The organism is Arthrobacter sp. 05T410 (assembly GCF_056396505.1).
The window spans coordinates 109,407-128,611 of the sequence record NZ_JBFTLP010000004.1; the positions used below are offsets into that span (position 1 = coordinate 109,407).

Below are 19,205 nucleotides of genomic sequence, written 5' to 3' on the forward strand. Positions count from 1 at the left end.
CCCGGACCGTGATTCTCACCCTGTGAGGGTGGGTGCGAGCCGGTTGCCGACAGCCATACTGGGAAAATGCCGACGCGCGTTGCCCGCACCCGCGGCGCCCGAATATCAGACCTCGCCAGGCTGGCCCTTGCCTGGGCTGCCTCGACTGTAGCCCTCATTATCACCGGCGCCCTGCTTCCGGGGTTCTCTGCGGCCAGCTGGTGGTCATACGCCGCCGTGGCGGCGGCAGCCGGCCTCGTCGGCCTGGTCCTGCGCCCCGTGCTGGTGGAGATCTCGGCCAGGGTGGGCTGGGTGGCAGTACTTCTTACCGCCCTGGTGGGGCAGGCCCTGATCATGTACGTCGCCATCCGTCTGGTGCCCGGCATCGAGTCGACGCCGTTGACAGCCCTCGCCGCTACCTGGGTCAGTGCCGTGGTGGGCACGCTCATTTCGTGGGCCACCACAGCCGGAACCGATGACGGCCTCATCACGTCGCTGGCAGGACGGGCGCGCCGGCAGGAAACGGTGACCGATCCGGAGGTGGACGGTGTCCTGTTCGTCCAGCTCGACGGGGTCCCCTTCCCGGTGCTGCAGTGGGCTATCCAGTCCGGGGGAGTGCCCCATCTCCGCCGCTGGCTGGCCTCGGGGGATTATCAGTTCCGTGAATGGACTCCCCAGCTGCCTTGCACGACGCCGGCGAGCCAGATGGGCATTCTGCACGGCACGGTCGCCGGGATCCCGGCCTTCCGGTGGTATGACCGTGAGCTCCAACGCGTCCTGGTGGCCAACCGTCCGGCAGACGCCCGGGTGATCGAGGACAGGCACAGTACCGGCCAGGGACTGCTCTGCGACGACGGCGTCTCCATCTCGAACCTGTTCACCGGTGACGCGCCCCGCTCGTTTTTGACGATGAGCCGGGTAGAGGTCCGGCGCGGCTCGACCCAAACCCGCCGGGCGTTCGCCTGGTTTTTTGCCACCCCGAACGGCTTCATGCGCAGCTTCACGCGGACCGTCGCCGAGATCTTCAAGGAGCGTTGGCAGGCCCGGAGACAGGTCAAACGTGACCTCAATCCGCGGGTGCGGCGGGACTGGACCTTCGCCCTGCTGCGGGCAGTCACCAACGGTCTGCTGCGGGACCTGAACACGGCGCTGGTGGCAGAGGAGCTGCGTCGCGGCACGAAGTGCATCTATGTCGATTACGTTGACTACGACGAGATCGCCCACCACGCAGGCATGTTCCGCCCCGAGTCGCTTGCAGCCCTGGATGGCTTGGACCGCACGCTCGGTGCCTTGGCCGAACTCGCCGGGTCCGCTCCCCGCCGCTACCGGCTGGTGGTGCTCTCGGACCACGGCCAGTCCCAGGGCACGCCGTTCGCGGACCGGTATGGCCAGGCGCTTGGTGATCTGTGCGCGGAACTGATGCAGGAACACGTTCAGAACGTGGACGCGTCCGTCGAGGGGCTCGGGCGCGCGGACTCCCTCGCCGGCGACGTTGCCTCTGGCGGATTGTCCGGAAAGCTCGCCGGCCGTGCCGACGAGGTGCTGACCAAGGCACAAGAGACGCCGGCACAGCAGACTTCCGGCCCAGGCGGCGCGGAGGATCCGGTGGTCGTGTTGGGCTCGGGCAACCTGGGCCTGGTGTACCTGCGCGGTGACCGGCGCCTGAGTCTCCAAGCCCTCGAGCATCGGTGGCCTGCCCTGGTCCCTGGCCTGGCGGGCCATCCCGGCGTCGGGTTCGTGGCCGGCATCGATGAGGAGGGCGGGGCGTGGGCGATCGGAAGCGGCGGGCGCGTCAATATCACCAGCGGGGCAGTGGAGGGCACCGACCCGCTGGCCGGTTTCGGGCCGCATGCGGCGCGGGTGCTGAATCTCGCGCTGATGCACCCCGAGGCGCCGGATCTCTATGTCAACAGCGCGGTGGATCCCGTGACCGGCGACGTTGCAGCATTCGAAGGCCTCGTGGGATCCCACGGGGGTCTGGGGGGTTGGCAGGACCGCGCCGTGCTGATGGGCCCGGCCGATCTCATGGCGGGGCTGCCCGAGCGGATCGAGGGTGCCGGGGAACTCCACCGGGTGCTGGTGGCGATGCTTGAGTCCTGTGGCCAGCGCGCCACGACGGCGTCCCGCGGCTGAGCGACCAACCGGGGGATTTCCCCGGGGCGGGTCCAATCGGAGGTCCTGGGCTTACGAGGGCGCGACCCAGGTCTGGCCGGGAGCGAGGACGACTGCCGTGCAGCCGGGAGCCTGTTCCGCCACGGCAGTGGCGAACCGGTGGCCGGGCCGCTCGAGCCAGCTCCGGGCAAAGTAGGTGACGAACGGAGGGTGCAGCGTCCCCCAGTGCACCGGCAGGGCGAACCGTGCGCCGCTCATCGCGACAGCCCGTGCGGCGGTCTCCGGAGTCAGGTGCCCCGCCGAGAGCCTCGGTCCCCACCCCCAGACCGGCACCAGGGCGACATCGATCGGCCCTCCGGCCATGGTGGGGAGCGCGGTCATCTCCGGGAACAAGCCCGTGTCACCCGCGATCCACACGATGCCCGACGGGCCGCGGACGAGCTGGCCATTGGCGTCGTTGGGCCGGTGCGGCATTGGCCGGCTGCGATGTTCGGCCGGCACCTGGCGAATCTGGACGCCGCTGCCTACCGGGGTCCAGCCGTCGCCCAAGGAAACTGTGTGCGCCAGCTTTCGGCGACGCAGCCAGGCCACGTTCGCCGGCGCGCTCATCAGCGGTGCCCCGGGCAGCATGCGCAGGGAGCGCAACTCGGCGTGGTCGTGGTGCAGGTGAGAGAGGAGCACCGCGTCCGGTCGATCCCACGAGACCGGGTCCGGACGCGGTGCCAGGCGTCGGAGCAACCCGGCATGGGAACGGAGCAGCGGATCGGTGAGGATCCGAACCCCGTCGAGATCCAGAACCACCGTGGAGTGACCAAGCCAGGTGATTCTCATGTCGGGCGTAGCCCGTTTTCGTGTCAGGCCAAGGCCTTTGCCTTGAGGGAATCAAACTCGGTCTGGTTGATGGCTCCGGAATCAAGCAGCGCCCTGGCATCGGCGATCTGGCCAGCCGGGCTGGCCGTCGAGCCTGCGGCCTGCTTGATGTACTCCTGCTGGGCAGCCTGCTGCTGGGCCAGCATCTTCATCTGACGATCGGTCATGCTCCGGCCCCGTGCGATCAGGTAGATGAGGGCGCCGAGCCAGGGAACGAAGATCAGCAGGATAACCCAGCCGGCCTTGGCCCAGCCGCTGAGCTCGTGGTCGCTGAACAAGTCCATCAGGCAGCGGAACCACACCATCAGCGCAGCGATCCAGATGAAGAACCAGAAACTCCAGAGCAGAACGTCCCAGAAGCTATTCGTGTCCATCGATACTCCTCGAATCGTGTCCGCCGGAGCCTGACCTTACGCTTAGCGCATGAAACCGTCGGGGCCGGCGGAACATCTTGAGGTCCTAATGCGGACCTTATTGGTCAGCCTGCCCGCACCTGAGGCGCAACGCATCGCCCGTGAAGGATGAGGTCTTGCAAAAGAGGCCCCGGATCCGGGAGGTCAGGGGCCCGCTGGAGCGGAACTAGAAGGAGTGTTCCGGGCCGGGGAACTGGCCTGAGCGCACGTCGTCGCCGTAGGCTTTAGCGGCGTCACTGAGGGACGTGCGGAGGTCGGCGTACTGTTTGACGAATTTCGCCATCTTTCCGCCGCGCAAACCGGCCATGTCCTGCCACACCAGGACCTGTCCGGTGGTGGCGCTGCCGGCGCCGATGCCGACCGTAGGGACGTCGACGGCGGCATCCACGGCGGCTGCCGTGGCGGCCGGGACCATTTCCATGAGCACGCTGAACGCGCCGGCGTCGGCCAGCGCGACGGCGTCGTCGATCAACCGCTGGGCGTCATCGCCGCGGCCCTGGACGCGGTAGCCGCCGAGGGAGTGTTCGCTCTGCGGGGTGAAACCGATGTGCGCCATGACGGGGATGCCGGCCTGGACCATGGCGCGGACGGTCTCGGCGTAGAACTTTCCGCCTTCAATCTTCACGGCGTGGGCCAGGCCCTCTTTCAGGAACCGGACGCCGGTGGCAACCGCCTGCTGGGCCGAGACCTCGTAGCTGCCGAACGGCAGGTCAGCGACCACCAGGGCCCGCCGTGCGGAGCGGGCGACGGCGCGGCACAGCGGAAGGAGCTCGTCCACCGTCACGGGAAGGCTGGTTTCGTTGCCGAAGACGTTGTTGGAGGCCGAATCGCCGACCAGGAGCACCTCGATGCCTGCCTGGTCAAAGATTTCTGCGGTGTACTGGTCATACGCGGTGAGCATGGCGAAGCGCTCACCGTTGACTTTGGCCGCCTGGAGATGATGCGTGCGGATCCTGGCCGCCGGTTTCCGGACCGCCTCCGCAGCCCCGCCGGCGCCGCCGTCGGCGGTCCCGCCTGTGCCACTGGCCGACGTGCCCGAAGAGGCGGCCGCTGAAGCCGCTGCCGGGCCGCTGCCGTAGGGGGCCGCAAGTTCTGCGGGCGTGCTGGAATCGGAGCTGTTACTTGAGGCCATGCCACGAGCGTAGTGCGAGACGAAGTGCCGCAGCTACCGCGGGTTGCCCCCGCCCGGCGTGAATCACGTCACACGGGCGGCCTGCGCGACGGCGCAATGCCCCCTCCCGCCGCGAATTCGTCCGGCTTTGTGTTAACGGTGTGTTACGCGGGGGTCCGGCTTCAGCAATCGGTGGCAATGCTTAGTAAAGTGAACCGTGAGCAGCCGCGGGGCCCATGCATGCCGGGCCCGGGGCGGATGGAAGAACCGGAAAGAGGCCAGTATGGACCGCCAGCAAGAGTTTGTCCTGCGGACGATCGAAGAGCGCGACGTGCGGTTTGTGCGCCTGTGGTTCACCGACGTCGTGGGATCGCTCAAGTCCGTGGCCCTGGCGCCGGCCGAGGTGGAAGGCGCCTTCGAGGAAGGACTCGGATTCGACGGTTCCTCGATCGAAGGCCTGGCCCGCGTCTTCGAATCCGACATGCTGGCCCAGCCGGATCCGGCCACGTTCCAGATCCTGCCGTGGCGCGGCGAGACCGAGGCCACATCGCGGATGTTCTGCGACATCCTGACGCCCGACGGCGAACCTTCCGCCGCGGACCCGCGCAACGTCCTCAAGCGCACCCTGGCCAAGGCCGCGGACATGGGCTTCACCTGCTACACCCACCCCGAGATCGAGTTCTACCTGCTCAAGTCCCAGGAGCCGGGCCCGGACGGATCACCGATCCCCGTGGACGAGGGCGGCTACTTCGACCACGTCCCGGGCGGCGTGGCCCAGGACTTCCGCCGGACCGCCGTGACCATGCTCGAATCGGTGGGCATCTCGGTGGAATTCAGCCACCACGAGGCAGGCCCGGGCCAGAACGAAATCGACCTGCGCTACGCCGACGCCCTGCAGACCGCGGATAACATCATGACGTTCCGCACGGTCATCAAGGAAGTCGCGCTGCAGCAGGGCACCTATGCCACCTTCATGCCCAAGCCCTTCACCGCCCACCCGGGTTCCGGCATGCACACCCACTTTTCCCTCTTCGAAGGGGACACCAACGCCTTCTACGAGGCCGGTTCCGAGTTCCAGCTTTCCGAGACGGCGCGCCAGTTCATCGCCGGCATCCTCAAGCACGCCCCCGAATTCACGGCCGTGACCAACCAGTTCGTCAACTCCTACAAGCGGCTCTGGGGCGGGGGAGAGGCACCGAGCTACCTGAGCTGGGGCCACAACAACCGCTCCGCCCTGGTCCGCGTCCCGCTGTACAAGCCCGGCAAGGGCCAGTCCGCGCGGATCGAATACCGTGGCATCGACTCCGCCGCCAACCCCTACCTGGCCTACGCCGTGCTGCTCGGTGCCGGCCTCAAGGGCATCGAGGAGGGCTACCAGCTCCCCGCGGCGGCCGAGGACGACATCTGGTCGCTGAGCTCGGCGGAACGCCGCGCCATGGGACACGACCCGCTGCCGGCCAGCCTGCACGACGCCATCCGGACCATGGAGGATTCCGAGCTCATGCCGCAGATCCTCGGCGAGCAGGTGTTCGAGCACTTCCTGCGCAACAAGCGTGCAGAATGGCAGGACTACCGCCTTCAGGTGACGCCCTACGAACTGCAGCGCAATCTCGGCATTCTGTAGGTTGCCCCGATGAGCCTGGCACGACGCCTCATTGCCGCCGGCTTCAGCGATCTCGACAAGGGCGAGCGGTTCCTGGCGGCCCGGGAACTGGAGGGACTCGACCAGGATGCCCTCTTTGCGGGGCTGCAGCTGGCGGCCAACCCCGACACGGCCCTGCAGTCCCTGGTCCGGCTGATCGAGAAGCACCCGGAGCTGCGCAAGCTTGCCGTCGCAGACCCGGAAAGCAGCGAGCCGCTGTACCGGGTCCTGGGGGCCTCCGAGGCGCTGGGCGAGTTCCTCATCCGCCACCCCGAACACCTCGATGCCTTCGACGTCCGGGTCAGTCCGGAACCGATGCCCGCGGACGCCGTGGCCCTGCGGACGCGGCTGCTGCAGTCGGTGCGGGCCGATCCCAAGTCTGCCCGGCCGGTGGCGGCCCTCAGCGGTCAGGAAGCCTACGCGGCCCTGCGCACCGCCTACCGGCGCGGGCTCGTGGAGCTCGCCATCAAGGACCTGTGCGCGGCCGATCCGCTGGACTTCATGCCGGCCGCGGGTGCGGAACTGGCGGATCTCGCCGGGGCTGCGCTCGAGGCGGCCCTCGCCGTGTCCCGGGCCGAGGCGGCGGAGAAGTTTGACGCCGCGGAGGTGGCCGACGTCGGCCTCGCCGTGATCGGCATGGGCAAGTGCGGTGCCCGCGAACTGAACTACATTTCCGACGTCGACGTCATCTACGTGATCGAGTCCGGCGCGCTGGAGGAGACCCGGGCCACGACCATCGGCACCGTCCTCGCCTCCGGGATCTCGCGCGCGATCATGTCCACGAGCCGCGAACCCGGGCTGTGGGAAGTCGATGCGAACCTCCGGCCCGAGGGCAAGTCGGGGCCGCTGGTCCGGACCCTCGCCTCGCACGAGAGCTATTACGCGCGCTGGGCCGAGAGCTGGGAATTCCAGGCCCTCCTGAAGGCCCGGACCATCGCCGGCGACACCGTCCTGGGGGCCCGCTACGAGGCAGCCCTGACGCCCCTGATCTGGTCTTCGGCCGGCCGGGAGGGCTTTGTCGAATCCGTCCGCGCCATGCGCCGCCGCGTCACCGAGCATATTCCGGCCGATGAGGAACAGCGGCAGATCAAGCTGGGCCGCGGCGGGCTGCGCGACGTCGAATTCACCGTCCAGCTGCTGCAGCTCGTGCACGGCAAGTCGGATGAATCCTTGCGCTGCCGGGACACCACCTCGGCCATCGCGGCGCTCTCCGCCGGCGGGTATATCGGCCGCTCCGACGCCGCGGAGTTCGACCGCGACTACCGCTACCTGCGGCTGCTCGAACACCGGATCCAGCTGTTCCAGCTGCGCCGGACGCACCTCATGCCGGTGAATGAAGCGTCTTTGCGTTCCCTCGCCAAGGCGGTCCTGGGACCGTTCTCCGCCGAGCGGCCCAAGCCGGACGCCCTGGTCGCCGCATGGCGAAAAACCAAGCGCTCCGTGCGGGAACTCCACGAACGAATCTTCTACCGCCCCCTGCTCAATACCGTCGCCACCCTGAGCAGCGAAGAGGCACGCCTGACCCCGGAAGCCGCCCAGGGCCGCCTCGCCGCCCTCGGTTACCTCGATCCCCCCGGCGCCATGCGGCACATCGAGGCCCTCACCGCCGGCGTGAGCCGGCGCGCGGCACTCCAGCGCCAGCTCCTGCCCATCCTGCTGGACTGGCTCGCCGACGGCGTGGACCCCGACGCCGGGCTGCTCGCCTTCCGTCGGGTCAGCGAGGCCCTCGGCACAACGCACTGGTATCTGGGCATGCTCCGGGATTCGACGGCCGCGGCCGAGCGGCTCTGCCACGTGCTCGCCAACTCCCGGCTGATCGCGGACCTGCTGGAGGTTTCGCCCGAATCAGTGGCGTGGCTGGGCACGGACAAAGAACTGGTGCCGCTCAGCTTCGAATCCCAATGGCTTGAAATCACCTCGAAGATGTCCCGGCACGCGGACCCGGAGAGCGCCATGCGGCTGATACGGCTGATCCGGCGCCGGGAAATCCTCCGGGTCGCCATCGCGGACAGCGCCGGGCTGCTGGACCAGGACCAGGTGGGGGAAGCCCTCGCCGACACCGACCGGGCCGCCGTGCTGGGGGCCCTGCGCGTGGCGGAGACAATCATCACCGCCGGGGAAGCGCTGAAGACCCACGTGCTGGTGGTTGCGATGGGCCGTCAGGGCGGACGGGAGATCGGCTACGGCTCGGACGCCGACGTCATGTACGTCCACCGCGGACTCCCCGGCGTGCCGGAAGAGGAGGCGCAGGCTCAGGCCCTGCAGATCGTGGGCAAGCTCTCCAGCCTGCTGACCCAGCCGCTCAAACCGGCGATCCTGGCTGAGCGGGTACTCGCGGTGGACGCGGACCTGCGCCCCGAGGGCAAGAGCGGGCCCATGGTGCGGTCCCTGGAGTCCTATGCCGAGTACTACCGCCGGTGGTCCCTGGTCTGGGAGTCCCAGGCGCTGCTGCGGGCGCGCCCCATGGCCGGCGACGACGCCCTGGCCGAGGATTTCGTGGCGCTGATCGACACCATCCGGTACCCCGGGTCTTTGTCTGATCAGGACGTCCGGGAGGTGCGGCGGGTCAAGGCCAGGGTCGAGGCGGAGCGCCTGCCGCGCGGCGCCGATCCCGCCCGTCACCTGAAGCTTGGCCGGGGCGGGTTGAGTGACGTCGAGTGGCTGGCCCAGCTGCTCCAGCTCCGGCACGCCGGCCGGCATCCGGAGCTGCGGACCACGTCCACGGTGGACGCGCTCGAGGCGGCCGCGGCCCTGGACCTGATGGACGCGGGGGACACCGTCATCCTCCTCCGGGCCTGGCGGCTGGCGAGCCGGATCCGTTCGGCCAACGTCATCTGGACCGGCCGGCCCTCGGACCTGCTGCCCTCGTCCCGCCGCGACCTTGAGGCGGTGGCCCGCTGGTGCGGCTACGGACAAGGCAACGCCGCGGCGCTGGAGGAGGACTACCTGCGGTTGAGCCGGCGCGCCCGGGCGGTCTTCGAGCGGGTCTTCTACGGCCAATAGCGCCCGGCGGCGGCCTGCCGGCTGCTGACAGGGCCTACTGACACATGCTGCGGGCGGTGCTACCTTGGGCCAATGGCCAGGCAACTTTTTGTGAACCTTCCCGTCCGGAATCTGGATAAGACCGTTGAATTCTTCACGGCGCTGGGATTTTCCTTCAACCCCGACTTCACCGATGAGAACGCCACCTGCATGATCGTCAACGACGGCGCGTACGTGATGCTGCTCGTCGAGTCCTACTTCAAGACCTTCACCTCGAAGTCCGTCGCCGCTACGGCCGGCACCGCCGAGGTGATCATGTCCTTCTCGCTGGAGAGCCGCGAAGCCGTGGACGAGGTCATCCGCACCGCCCTGACCTCCGGGGGCACGGCATCGGAGGAGGCCCAGGACTACGGCTTCATGTACACGCACAGCTTCCAGGACCCGGACGGGCACCTCTGGGAAGTCTTCTGGATGGATCCGGCCGGACCGCCCAAAGACGCTGCGCTGTAGCCCCTTTCCGCTAGGGGCGGGCGCCGCCGGCGCGGGTACGCTGTCTACATGTCTGGACATGTATGGCTGCTGCCTTTGAAGAATCTCGACGACGACGCCCGGGCCATCAAGCTTGGGGAGATCGCGCTGCTGGAGCTCGGCGCAGGGCAGCAGAAGTTCGTGGGGGACCCGCTGCGAATGATGCTGATCGGGCTCGAGGAAGAGTCCCGGCACCCGTTCGCCGTGGATGAGAACGGGGCCGCCGTGGGTGTCCTGACGCTCCAGGCTGGGGCGGCGACCCTCGCGGGCTGGCCAGAGGACCACACGGCCTGGCTCCTGCGCGGCTTCCTGATCGACCGGCGGCAGCAGGGCAAGGGCCTCGGCACCCTCGCCGCGGAGGCCGCCGTGCGGGAGGCCGCCAAACTGACGGCGGACCTCGGCAGCGGCCAGGCCGGCGTCGTACTCTCCGTCAACGAACTGAACCCCGGCGGCCAAGCCGCATACCGCAGGGCCGGATTCGAGGACCGCGGCCGCTACGAAGGCGGCGACGCCGGACCGCAACGCATCATGTACCGGGCATTCTGACCGAAAGCGCATCTTGACTGGGACGGTGCGTGCCGCAGTATTGAACCAAGACCAGCCGCTGGAAAGGTGCATGATGGGTCACTCACAGATGCAGGTAGAACCGGTCATCCAGGAGCTCCACATCCCCGCCGGGCTGGCAGGGCCGGTTGAGTTGACGATGGACGTACGCTGTTTCCTTGTGCCGCACGCCGGGGGATTGCTGTTGATCGATACAGGCCTCAAGGGCAGCGAGGATGCGATTGCGGCGGCCTTGGACCGTGTCGGAGCAGCATGGAGTGACATCACCGACGTCGTCCTCACCCATTGGCATCCGGACCATGTCGGCGGCCTCGGCGAAGTCGTGGAACGGAGCCCGTTGGCAGCGATCTGGGCGGGCGCGGCTGACGTTTCCCAGATTTCTTCCGCAGTGCCGCTGCGCCCGCTCGTGGAACGAGACAGGGTCCGCGATATCCAGATCGTGCAGACGCCTGGCCATACCGCAGGACACATCAGCCTGCTGCATGACGACGGAATGCTGTTCGTAGGGGACGCTGTGGGGACAGCCGGAGGTGTGATGAGACGGGCGCCGGAGCAGTTTACAGCGGACTCTGCGCGGGCCGAAGAGTCGCTTCTGAGACTGAGCCTGCTGGAGCCGGACAGGATGCTCTTTTCCCACGGACCGGAGATCCCCGATCCCGTAGGGGAATTACGCCGGCTTCTTGCCGTCAACGAGGGTTGACGCTTCTCCCGGCGTCAACTAACGTTGACGCCGGAGGTGCATCATGCAGACATTGATAGGTTCCATGGACGGCAAAGGGCCGGCCGAGGCGCTCTACGCCGTGGCGGAACTCCACAAAGAGCTGGCGCGCACGGAAACCGAAGTGGTGCTGCGTGCCCGGCAGGCCGGACTGTCGTGGGAGGCCATTGCGGTGTGCCTTGGCGTCAGCAAGCAGGCCGTGCACAAGAAGTACGGAAAGCGCTGAGGTGTGGAAGCGCTGAACCTTTTGTTTTGGAACTGTTCCGGCCGAATAGTGTCAGGCCGCTTGATCTAACTAGGCGCCGTAGTAGAGCTCTAACTAAACAGACCTGAGGTTATGAAGTTGGGAGGCGTTGAAATCCGCTAGCGTCCGGGGTTTTCGATGCTGTCCAAGATTGGCTCGAATTGCCCGGTTCTGAACTTCTTGCGGACTTTCTGCGGGCTGGAGGAACATCGGGACGGCCTGGGCACAACGCAGAAAACCCCCGCCGGTCGTGATGACCGGCGGGGGTTGGGCGCCCCCGAAAATGGGGGACGAGGAGTGACTGCGTCCCTAGATTCTGCGAACGGCAGCCGAAGGGGCTGAGGACGCGGTCGAGAACATATACGCACCCCGGGCAGTGACCTGTACCGTGAGCTTCTTCCCGACAATGCTGGCCGTGATCGTGTACGACGATGCTGTTGCGCCCTGAATGGCAACACCGTTTGCGTACCACTGATACGAGAACGTCTTGGCATTCGCGTTCCATTTACCCCTGGTGGCCGTTAGCTTTCGGCCGACCTTGGCAGTACCTGTCACAATCGGTTTCGATCCGTTGATGACGGAGGCGTCTACTACCGGTGCGGTGGCTGCCGAGGTAGACGAGTTTGAGGTGTAACCCGCGATAAGAGGTGTGACTGTTACGCTCAGCTTTTTTCCTAAGTCTTGCAACGTCATGTCATATGTGTCTGACGTGGCACCTCTAATAGCTTGTCCATCGCGTCTCCACTGGTAAGAGAAATCTTTGACTTCCGCAACACCTGCTATAACCGTCCTGGCGTAATCAGCGTTGGCAAAAAGTGGCATACCGACCAAGCCGCCGGAAGGATTTATAATAGAAGGTTTGCCGTGAAAGGTGAGTGTGAAATCGAAAGTCATGGATCCTGCGACAACCTTGGTGGGTGCAAAGCCATCTTTCGATCCGGTCATGACCACATGAAGTTTCTTCCCCTTATCTGCGGCTACCAGTGTGTGTGCAGATCCGGTGTCGCCCTCGATCTTCCGGCCATCCCGATACCACTGATACTTTGCAACAACCTCGCCTACCTTCCATATGTCGTAATAAGCCATGACGAGGTCACCAATACCGCCGCGAGTCTGAGCCAACATGGGGACCTGACCCGATAACCAATGCGGTATTTTCTTCAATGATTTAGCCGCTGGCACTGACATTTCAGTGGCAACAGTTGTAGTTGCGGCCACGGAAGCAGCAGCAGAAGAACCTGAGATCATGGCAAGCGCCAGGACGGCGGCGGCAGCACCGCGGCACCCTCTACTGAAAGTTGACGGCGACGGCGTGAATTTGTTCGGCACGGTGCCCCGAACCCCCTTTTTAGGTAAACGGCTGGACAATATCATGCCCTTATGATCTTCCCCTAAGTGCAAAGCCGACGCTGATGAAAAGCGTAACAATGCGGATACGGAACTAACTATCAAAGACATTAGTCCGGCAGGAATTCGGGCAGACGGATTCCCCAGCGGATGCCGCGTAAGTGTTCCGGGCATCGCCGGTCTTCTTCAATATCCCAGTCAGCATCGGTGACGCGCTCCGCGTTGCCGGCGGGGATCCATGCCCACTGCGATTGCCGCCCGTCGTAAAACATCCAACGTGTCACGCCCCAACTTCTTACCAACAGCCCGTATATCCGCGGGCGCACTGGGTTTTTCAGCCATAAAACTAGTCCTTGTATGAGTCCGAACCATCCAAAAAACGGACCCCGAGGATTACCCGCACAAACCAGAGGGATCACCGGCGGGCAGATCCGGGGGCTGCACGATGCCATGCCGGCGGTGCTGCGTCCCGCCGTGCTTCTGGCTGCCGTTGCGGCCTTGCGTGTGGCTGAGGCTGTTGCCCTTCGAGTCTCTGACGTGGACTTCATGCGGGGCGTCCTCACTCCGGCATCCAGAATCCGGGCGTGGAACTGAAGACGGAGGAATCAAAGAATCCAGTCCCGGTACCACAAGACTTCTGCCCGGAGTTGTCGAAGAATCATACGAAGTGGGGGAGTGACACCTTCGTCAATACCGAGTGGGGCCGCAGCATCTCGCCTCACCGCCTGGAGTTCAGATTCAGGGAAGCGCGGGATGCCGTCGAAGGGCTCCCCGAGGGGTTCCGATTCCACGATCTAAGGCATTACTTCGCGTCCCGACGGCACGCGTCAGCGAAGACGACGCTCGATGTGTATGGGCATATGTGGCCAGACAAAGAAGAGTCCGCACGTGCTGCCGTTGCGGAAGTGCTGGCAGCTCGTGCGGACTCTCTGCGGACTAAACCCTGTTTAGCCCCGTGATCTAATTAGACGCCGTAGTAGAGCTCAAACTCGTACGGGTTCGGGCGCAGCGAAAGCGGACGGATCTCGTTCTCGTACTTGTACTCGATCCAGGTGTCGATCAGGTCCTGGGTGAAGACGCCGCCGGCCTGCAGGAACTCGTTGTCCTCGGCCAGTGCATCCAGGGCCTCCTCGAGGGTGCCCGGAGCCTTGGGGATGTCCTTGGCTTCTTCGGCCGGGAGCTCGTAGAGGTCCTTGTCGATCGGAGCCGGGGGTTCGATCCGGTTACGGATGCCGTCGATGCCGGCCATCAGCTGGGCAGCGAACGCCAGGTACGGGTTGGAGGAGGGGTCCGGCGCGCGGAACTCGATGCGCTTGGCCTTCGGATTGGACCCCGTGATCGGGATACGGATACCGGCGGAGCGGTTGCCCTGCGAGTAAACCATGTTGACCGGGGCTTCGAAACCCTTGACCAGGCGGCGGTAGGAGTTCACCGTCGGGTTGGTGAAGGCCAGGACAGCGGAGGAGTGCTTCAGCAGGCCACCGATGTACCAGCGGGCGGTGTCGGACAGGCCGGCGTAGCCCTTCTCGTCGTAGAACAGCGGCTCGCCGCCGGTCCACAGCGACTGGTGGCAGTGCATGCCCGAGCCGTTGTCACCGAAGACAGGCTTCGGCATGAAGGTCACGGACTTGCCCCAGGCATCGGCGGTGTTCTTGATGACGTACTTGAACTTCTGCAGGTCATCAGCCGCGTGGGTCAGGGTGGTGAACTTGTAGTTGATTTCAGCCTGGCCGGCGGAGCCGACTTCGTGGTGGCTGCGCTCGACCTCAAGGCCGGCCTCGTCCAGGGCAACGCACATAGCGTCGCGCAGGTCGGCCTGCTTGTCGGTGGGGGAGACCGGGAAGTATCCGCCCTTGACCGGGGTCTTGTAGCCGAGGTTTCCGCCCTCTTCCTCACGGCCCGAATTCCAGTGTGCTTCCTCGGAGTCGATCTTGTAGAAGCTGCCCTGCGGGGAAGACTGGTACTGGACGTTGTCGAAGACGAAGAACTCGGCCTCGGGAGCGAAGAAAGCGGTGTCGGCAATGCCGGTCGAAGCCAGGTAGGCCTCCGCCTTCTCGGCCACGCCGCGGGGATCGCGGTGGTACGGGTCACCGGTACGCGGGTTCACGATCGAGAAGTTCAGTGCAAGGGTCTTCTCCATGCGGAACGTGTCGATGAACGCCGTCGTGACGTCCGGGATGAGCTGCATGTCAGACTCGGCGATGCCCTGGAAGCCGCGGATCGAAGATCCGTCGAAAAGCTGGCCGTTGACGAAGAAGTCGGCGTCAACGCTCTTGGCAGGCACGTTGAAGTGCTGCTGAACGCCCGGGAGATCGGTGAAGCGGATATCGACGAATTTGATGTCTTCGTCCTTGATGAACTTGAGGACTTCGTCCGCAGTCTTGAACATCTATGCTCCTTACGCATATGAAAGATCTGGCCGTCAGGCACATTTGTCCAGCGCAGTCCAACAGCGGAGAAGGCAAAAAAGCTTCCCCGCCTCGCGGTCGCTAGCAACTGTTACCACCCTAAGGACAAGGGATTTCCCCGCAGTGTCCGCATTGTTTCGGGGAGGTTACAGAATGTCCTGACACGTAAACGCTAGTCGCCAGTCCACACTGTGGCCTATCTGGTCCACAATGTGACACCCTACCTCCCACACTATGGACAGGCCAGAGCCGATAAGCTTGGAGGGTGGTTGATCGCAAAGACATCGGTTCATGGCTCACCGGGCCGGACACATCCGGCATCTCCAGGTACCCGGGGGAGCGGCTCGGGCTGCCCGAGTCCGGGGCAGGGTCGATCGCCCGTGCCGGCCGGCGCATCCTGGCGATCTGCATTGACTGGGGCATCGCGCTGTTGATCAGCAATTTCGCCTTCGGCGGCGACTCCTGGGCCACGCTTGCCGTGTTTGCCATCGAGCAGATCCTGCTGATCGGCACCCTCGGCTACGGCATCGGCCACCGGATCGTGGGAATCCATGTGGTCCGGCTGGGCGGCGGCCCGGCGGGTCCGCTCGCGGCCCTGGTGCGCACTCTGCTGCTGTGCCTCGTTATCCCTGCCGTCATCTTCGACCCGGACCAGCGCGGCCTCCACGACAAGGCCATGAATACGGTGCTCGTCCGGATGTAGCAATCCGCGGCCGGATGCGCGACGGCGGTGCCAGGCAACCGGGCGCGGCGGGCCCTCGTCCGTTTGCCACGAATGGCCGCTAACCGCCCCGCATAGCGGCCATGTGCGTCAGATGGGCACAGCGATGGTGTCAGGGCGCGGCGGGCCCTCGTCCGTTTGCCACGAACGGCCGCTAACCGCCCCGCATAGCGGCCATGTGCGTCAGATGGGCACAGCGATGGTGTCAGGGCTCGCCGGGTCCCCGTCCGTTGGCCACGAATGGCCGCTGACCTCCCCGTTGCGCGGCGGCCCCCCGTCCGTTGGCCACGAACGGCCGCTAACCGCCCCGCATAGCGGCCATGTGCGTCAGATGGGCACAGCGATGGTGCCGGGGCGCACAGAAACCCGAGGTCCTCGGCGGACTAGACCCCCGCCGTCTCCTGGGCCGGCGTCGGCGCAGCCTCTCCCGACCGTTCCGTCAGGTATCCGTGGCGGCCGGCCCAGCGCTCAAACCACACCGTCGCGAAGGGGAAGACGGCGGAGAGCCCTGAGAGCAAGGCAATCCGGAACGGCCAGCGCAGCGTTGCCCACAGGCTCAGTGCCGCAACCGCGTAGCCGATGAAGAACGCCCCGTGGATCGGACCGGCAATCTCCACGCCGAGTTCCGTCGTCCGGGTGATCCATTTGAGCACCATGCCGAGCAACAGCGCGGCCCAGCTGAACGCTTCGGCGATCGCCAGCCCCCGGAAGATGCGGATCATTTTGGCGGTCGAGGGAAGTTTCATGCGTATCTCCTGAGTTCTTGCGTCCGTTTTCGCGGTGTTCGGTGTCCCGCGTCCGGCACCCCGCGTCCGTTGTCCCGGGTCCGGTAACCCGGCGCAGGGCGGGCCGACGTCGGGCAGTAAGAGAAACGCCCCGGCTGGCGGCCTGAGGTGGCCGTGAACCGGGGCGATTCTGTACTGCGGGCAATTCCATCATGCGGTGCGGTACTGCCGCCCGCCTAGCGTCCGCGGGTCGGACGGGCCTTGTAGGGATCGATGCCCTTCGGGATGGGCAGGCGGCCGCCAAGCGAGGAAATGCGCTTCGACACGGCGCTGACCTCGGTCTTGGTCAGTTCGCCCTTGAGTTTGTTCATCTTCCTGGCGATCTGGCTGAGCGGCACCTGGCCCTCGCCGCGGCCGCTTTCGATCACGTGGATGGTGACGTTGGGGAGGATGCGCGCAAGGCGCTTGCGCTCGGCGTCGACCAGCGGCTTGACCCGGTTGCTGGGGCCTTCGCTGACGAGCACGACGCCGGGACGGCCGATGGCGCGGAAGACGGCATCCTGCGTGCGGGGGTTCACGGCGACGGGCTGGTCCTCGGTGATCCAGCCGCGCTTGAGCGTGCCCAGCGCGGCACCTGACGCGCCGGGCTGGTTCTCGATCTGCGCGAACGCGGCGCGCTCGGCACGGCGGGACAGGATCAGCGTGGCCGCAAGGGCGCCCAGGGCGATGCCGATGATCAGGCCGGTGATCCAGTTGTCGAGCAGGAAACCGACCAGCAGGCTGAGGGCAACAACACCCAGGAACGCCAGCAACATGAGCCACGGAACCATGGGATCGTGGCGGCGGGTCATCTGGAAGACCTCGCCGATCTGCTTCAGCCGGCTCGGCTTCTTGGCCTTTGCTTCCTTGGGCTTACGGGAGACAAGGCCGCGCTTCGGAGCTTCGGAAGCCGGGCTGGAGTTGCTGGGATCAGGGGAATTCGCCATAGTTCCTTAATTCTACGTGATGGACGGCCAAGGGCCGGCACCGGAGTCATCCGGTGCCGGCCCTTAAGTGGAAGGGTGTCAGAGCAGGGTTCAGGAATGTGCCGCGAGCAGCGAGCTGGCTTCCTGGCGGGTGCTGCCGGAGCTTTCGATGTGCGCGAGCTCGGCCGGGATTTCCCAGCCCTTCTTGCGCATCGCGGTGGCCCAGAGCCGGCCGGCGCGGTAGGAGGAACGCACCAGGGGCCCGGACATGACGCCCAGGAAGCCGATCTCGTCGGCTTCGTGCTGCAGGTCCACGAATTCCTGCGGCTTGACCCAGCGGTCCACCGGCAGGTGCCGTTCGGACGGGCGCAGGTACTGGGTGATGGTGATCAGGTCGCAGCCGGCCTCGTGCAGGTCCCGCAGCGCCTCGGAGATTTCCTCGCGGGTCTCGCCCATGCCGAGGATCAGGTTGGACTTGGTCACCATGCCGAGCTTGCGGCCCTGGGTGATGACGTCCAGGGAGCGCTCGTAGCGGAACGCCGGGCGGATCCGCTTGAAGATCCGGGGCACGGTTTCGACGTTGTGGGCGAAGACCTCGGGCTTGGAGTCGCAGATCGCCTCGATGTGCTCGGGCTTGCCGGAGAAGTCCGGGATCAGCAGTTCGACGCCGGTGCCCGGGTTCAGTTCGTGGATCTTGCGGACCGTCTCGGCGTACAGCCAGACGCCCTCGTCGGCGAGGTCGTCGCGGGCTACACCGGTCACGGTGGCGTAGCGCAGCTGCATGGCCTGGACCGAGCGGGCCACCTTGGTGGGCTCGAACATGTCCACGGGCGAGGGCTTGCCGGTGTCGATCTGGCAGAAGTCGCAGCGCCGGGTGCATTCGGAGCCGCCGATCAGGAAGGTGGCCTCCTTGTCTTCCCAGCACTCGAAGATGTTCGGGCAGCCGGCCTCCTCACACACGGTGTGGAGGCCCTCCTTCTTCACGAGGTTCTTGAGCTGGACGAACTCCGGGCCCATCTGGACCTTGGCCTTGATCCATTCCGGCTTCCGTTCCACCGGTGTGGCCGCGTTTCGCTGCTCAATGCGCAGCATCTTCCGGCCTTCTGGTGCCAGTGTCACAGTAGAGCTCCTTCTGGGGTTGCAACTAGGGCTTGTTCATTCTTGCGCAGTTCTTCGGTGATCCGCGACATGAGGTCCGCCGGGGTGACGTCCCTGCCAAGTTCCTGGGCGATCGTGGTGACTCCGGCGTCGCTGATCCCGCAGGCGATGATCTGGCCGTAGGGGGCGAGATCGTTGTTGCAGTTGATCGCGAAGCCATGCATGGTGACACCTTCGTGGACGCGGATGCCGATGGCCGCGATCTTGCGGTCCGGACCCTTTTCGTCCTGTTCGATCCACACGCCCGCGCGGCCCTTGATCCGGACGGCGGCGATGCCGTAGTCCGCCAGGACGGCGATGATGACCGCTTCCAGCCGCTCCACGTAGTCGCGGATGCCAGCCTTGTTCTTCAGTTTGATGATGGGGTAGCCAATGAGCTGGCCGGGGCCGTGCCACGTCAGCTTGCCGCCGCGGTCCACGGCCACAACGGGAGTTCCGTCAAAGGGCCGTTCGTGGTCTTCGGTGCGCTTGCCTGCGGTGTAAACCGCGGCGTGTTCGAGCAGCAGTACAGTGCTGGGCGCGGTGCCCGCGAGGACCTTTTCATGCAATTCGCGCTGGATGTCCCATCCGCGCGTGTAATCGACGAAGTCCGGGGCGAGACCCAGCTGTTTGAACTCAAGAGTCATGGCATCAAGCTTAGACCCCGCCGCACCCACCTCCCGTTTGTGTGCTTAAGCTCTCATGCCTGTGGATAACTTCTGCACGATTCCGCGCAATC

The 19,205-nt window shown here is 65.7% G+C and carries 18 protein-coding genes; 8 read left to right on the plus strand and 10 right to left on the minus strand.

What is annotated here, in order from left to right; all coding sequences use genetic code 11:
• Positions 1-66: 66 nt before the first annotated feature.
• A complete protein-coding gene (locus tag AC1DFR_RS07385; RefSeq protein ID WP_476873070.1) occupies positions 67-2,112 on the plus strand; it encodes a phage holin family protein in 2,046 nt (681 codons plus the stop codon).
• 51 nt (positions 2,113-2,163) lie between these two features.
• Here AC1DFR_RS07385 and AC1DFR_RS07390 read toward each other — a convergent pair whose 3' ends face one another.
• From AC1DFR_RS07390 to panB, 3 genes are all read right to left on the minus strand, one after another.
• On the minus strand, positions 2,164-2,922 hold the full coding sequence (locus AC1DFR_RS07390; protein WP_476873071.1) for an MBL fold metallo-hydrolase: 759 nt from the start codon (positions 2,920-2,922) through the stop codon (positions 2,164-2,166).
• Between the two features lie 23 nt (positions 2,923-2,945).
• Positions 2,946-3,335, minus strand: a complete 390-nt coding sequence (locus AC1DFR_RS07395; RefSeq protein WP_028275861.1) for an SHOCT domain-containing protein — start codon at positions 3,333-3,335, stop codon at positions 2,946-2,948.
• Between the two features lie 205 nt (positions 3,336-3,540).
• The gene (panB, locus tag AC1DFR_RS07400; RefSeq protein ID WP_476873072.1) at positions 3,541-4,506 is read right to left on the minus strand and encodes a 3-methyl-2-oxobutanoate hydroxymethyltransferase; all 966 of its coding nucleotides are present in this window, start codon (positions 4,504-4,506) and stop codon (positions 3,541-3,543) included.
• 262 nt (positions 4,507-4,768) lie between these two features.
• On the opposite strand from panB, the gene glnA (AC1DFR_RS07405) reads away from it, so the two are divergent.
• The 6 genes from glnA (AC1DFR_RS07405) (at position 4,769) to AC1DFR_RS07430 (ending at position 11,145) form a co-directional block, all read left to right on the plus strand.
• Positions 4,769-6,109 carry a type I glutamate--ammonia ligase gene (gene glnA / locus AC1DFR_RS07405; protein WP_028275859.1) on the plus strand — a complete coding sequence of 447 codons (1,341 nt, stop codon included), beginning with the start codon at positions 4,769-4,771 and terminating at the stop codon, positions 6,107-6,109.
• A 9-nt stretch (positions 6,110-6,118) separates the two neighbouring features.
• Positions 6,119-9,130: a bifunctional [glutamine synthetase] adenylyltransferase/[glutamine synthetase]-adenylyl-L-tyrosine phosphorylase gene (locus tag AC1DFR_RS07410; protein WP_476859842.1), complete on the plus strand. Its 3,012-nt coding sequence runs from the start codon at positions 6,119-6,121 to the stop codon at positions 9,128-9,130.
• Positions 9,131-9,202: 72 nt separating this feature from the next.
• The gene (locus AC1DFR_RS07415; RefSeq protein ID WP_026266248.1) at positions 9,203-9,619 is read left to right on the plus strand and encodes a VOC family protein; all 417 of its coding nucleotides are present in this window, start codon (positions 9,203-9,205) and stop codon (positions 9,617-9,619) included.
• A gap of 48 nt (positions 9,620-9,667) precedes the next feature.
• Complete coding sequence (locus tag AC1DFR_RS07420) at positions 9,668-10,183, plus strand: GNAT family N-acetyltransferase (protein WP_476859841.1); 516 nt, start codon at positions 9,668-9,670, stop codon at positions 10,181-10,183.
• Between the two features lie 70 nt (positions 10,184-10,253).
• Positions 10,254-10,901 carry an MBL fold metallo-hydrolase gene (locus AC1DFR_RS07425; protein ID WP_476873073.1) on the plus strand — a complete coding sequence of 216 codons (648 nt, stop codon included), beginning with the start codon at positions 10,254-10,256 and terminating at the stop codon, positions 10,899-10,901.
• Positions 10,902-10,944: 43 nt separating this feature from the next.
• Positions 10,945-11,145 carry a transcriptional regulator gene (locus tag AC1DFR_RS07430; RefSeq protein WP_079553982.1) on the plus strand — a complete coding sequence of 67 codons (201 nt, stop codon included), beginning with the start codon at positions 10,945-10,947 and terminating at the stop codon, positions 11,143-11,145.
• Between the two features lie 327 nt (positions 11,146-11,472).
• Here the strand turns inward: AC1DFR_RS07430 and AC1DFR_RS07435 are convergent, their stop codons facing one another.
• The 3 genes from AC1DFR_RS07435 to glnA (AC1DFR_RS07445) all read right to left on the minus strand — a co-directional run bounded on the left by AC1DFR_RS07435 (position 11,473) and on the right by glnA (AC1DFR_RS07445) (position 14,899).
• Positions 11,473-12,492, minus strand: a complete 1,020-nt coding sequence (locus tag AC1DFR_RS07435) for a hypothetical protein (RefSeq protein WP_476873074.1) — start codon at positions 12,490-12,492, stop codon at positions 11,473-11,475.
• Between the two features lie 128 nt (positions 12,493-12,620).
• Positions 12,621-12,782 (minus strand): hypothetical protein, encoded by a 162-nt coding sequence (locus AC1DFR_RS07440; RefSeq protein WP_476873075.1) that lies wholly within the window; start codon positions 12,780-12,782, stop codon positions 12,621-12,623.
• 692 nt (positions 12,783-13,474) lie between these two features.
• Positions 13,475-14,899 (minus strand): type I glutamate--ammonia ligase, encoded by a 1,425-nt coding sequence (gene glnA, locus AC1DFR_RS07445; RefSeq protein ID WP_018772378.1) that lies wholly within the window; start codon positions 14,897-14,899, stop codon positions 13,475-13,477.
• 284 nt (positions 14,900-15,183) lie between these two features.
• On the opposite strand from glnA (AC1DFR_RS07445), the gene AC1DFR_RS07450 reads away from it, so the two are divergent.
• The gene (locus AC1DFR_RS07450) at positions 15,184-15,621 is read left to right on the plus strand and encodes an RDD family protein (RefSeq protein WP_459384400.1); all 438 of its coding nucleotides are present in this window, start codon (positions 15,184-15,186) and stop codon (positions 15,619-15,621) included.
• Between the two features lie 401 nt (positions 15,622-16,022).
• On the opposite strand, the gene AC1DFR_RS07455 is transcribed toward AC1DFR_RS07450, so the two are convergent.
• The 4 genes from AC1DFR_RS07455 to lipB all read right to left on the minus strand — a co-directional run bounded on the left by AC1DFR_RS07455 (position 16,023) and on the right by lipB (position 19,113).
• The gene (locus tag AC1DFR_RS07455; RefSeq protein WP_476873076.1) at positions 16,023-16,385 is read right to left on the minus strand and encodes a DUF3817 domain-containing protein; all 363 of its coding nucleotides are present in this window, start codon (positions 16,383-16,385) and stop codon (positions 16,023-16,025) included.
• 215 nt (positions 16,386-16,600) lie between these two features.
• Positions 16,601-17,350 carry a DUF4191 domain-containing protein gene (locus tag AC1DFR_RS07460; protein WP_476873077.1) on the minus strand — a complete coding sequence of 250 codons (750 nt, stop codon included), beginning with the start codon at positions 17,348-17,350 and terminating at the stop codon, positions 16,601-16,603.
• A gap of 90 nt (positions 17,351-17,440) precedes the next feature.
• Positions 17,441-18,448, minus strand: coding sequence for a lipoyl synthase (gene lipA, locus AC1DFR_RS07465; protein ID WP_476873078.1), 1,008 nt, complete (start codon positions 18,446-18,448; stop codon positions 17,441-17,443).
• On the minus strand, positions 18,445-19,113 hold the full coding sequence (gene lipB, locus AC1DFR_RS07470) for a lipoyl(octanoyl) transferase LipB (RefSeq protein WP_230007918.1): 669 nt from the start codon (positions 19,111-19,113) through the stop codon (positions 18,445-18,447). The genes lipA and lipB overlap by 4 nt, the downstream gene beginning before the upstream one ends.
• Positions 19,114-19,205 lie beyond the last annotated feature (92 nt).

Bases quoted from the DNA above. Each gene is read 5' to 3' on its own strand.
- AC1DFR_RS07385 (WP_476873070.1), top strand. From the start codon at position 67: ATGCCGACGCGCGTTGCCCGCACCCGCGGCGCCCGAATATCAGACCTC.
- AC1DFR_RS07390 (WP_476873071.1), bottom strand. From the start codon at position 2,922: ATGAGAATCACCTGGCTTGGTCACTCCACGGTGGTTCTGGATCTCGAC.
- AC1DFR_RS07395 (WP_028275861.1), bottom strand. From the start codon at position 3,335: ATGGACACGAATAGCTTCTGGGACGTTCTGCTCTGGAGTTTCTGGTTC.
- panB (WP_476873072.1), bottom strand. From the start codon at position 4,506: ATGGCCTCAAGTAACAGCTCCGATTCCAGCACGCCCGCAGAACTTGCG.
- glnA (WP_028275859.1), top strand. From the start codon at position 4,769: ATGGACCGCCAGCAAGAGTTTGTCCTGCGGACGATCGAAGAGCGCGAC.
- AC1DFR_RS07410 (WP_476859842.1), top strand. From the start codon at position 6,119: ATGAGCCTGGCACGACGCCTCATTGCCGCCGGCTTCAGCGATCTCGAC.
- AC1DFR_RS07415 (WP_026266248.1), top strand. From the start codon at position 9,203: ATGGCCAGGCAACTTTTTGTGAACCTTCCCGTCCGGAATCTGGATAAG.
- AC1DFR_RS07420 (WP_476859841.1), top strand. From the start codon at position 9,668: ATGTCTGGACATGTATGGCTGCTGCCTTTGAAGAATCTCGACGACGAC.
- AC1DFR_RS07425 (WP_476873073.1), top strand. From the start codon at position 10,254: ATGATGGGTCACTCACAGATGCAGGTAGAACCGGTCATCCAGGAGCTC.
- AC1DFR_RS07430 (WP_079553982.1), top strand. From the start codon at position 10,945: ATGCAGACATTGATAGGTTCCATGGACGGCAAAGGGCCGGCCGAGGCG.
- AC1DFR_RS07440 (WP_476873075.1), bottom strand. From the start codon at position 12,782: ATGTTTTACGACGGGCGGCAATCGCAGTGGGCATGGATCCCCGCCGGC.
- glnA (WP_018772378.1), bottom strand. From the start codon at position 14,899: ATGTTCAAGACTGCGGACGAAGTCCTCAAGTTCATCAAGGACGAAGAC.
- AC1DFR_RS07455 (WP_476873076.1), bottom strand. From the start codon at position 16,385: ATGAAACTTCCCTCGACCGCCAAAATGATCCGCATCTTCCGGGGGCTG.
- AC1DFR_RS07460 (WP_476873077.1), bottom strand. From the start codon at position 17,350: ATGGCGAATTCCCCTGATCCCAGCAACTCCAGCCCGGCTTCCGAAGCT.
- lipB (WP_230007918.1), bottom strand. From the start codon at position 19,113: ATGACTCTTGAGTTCAAACAGCTGGGTCTCGCCCCGGACTTCGTCGAT.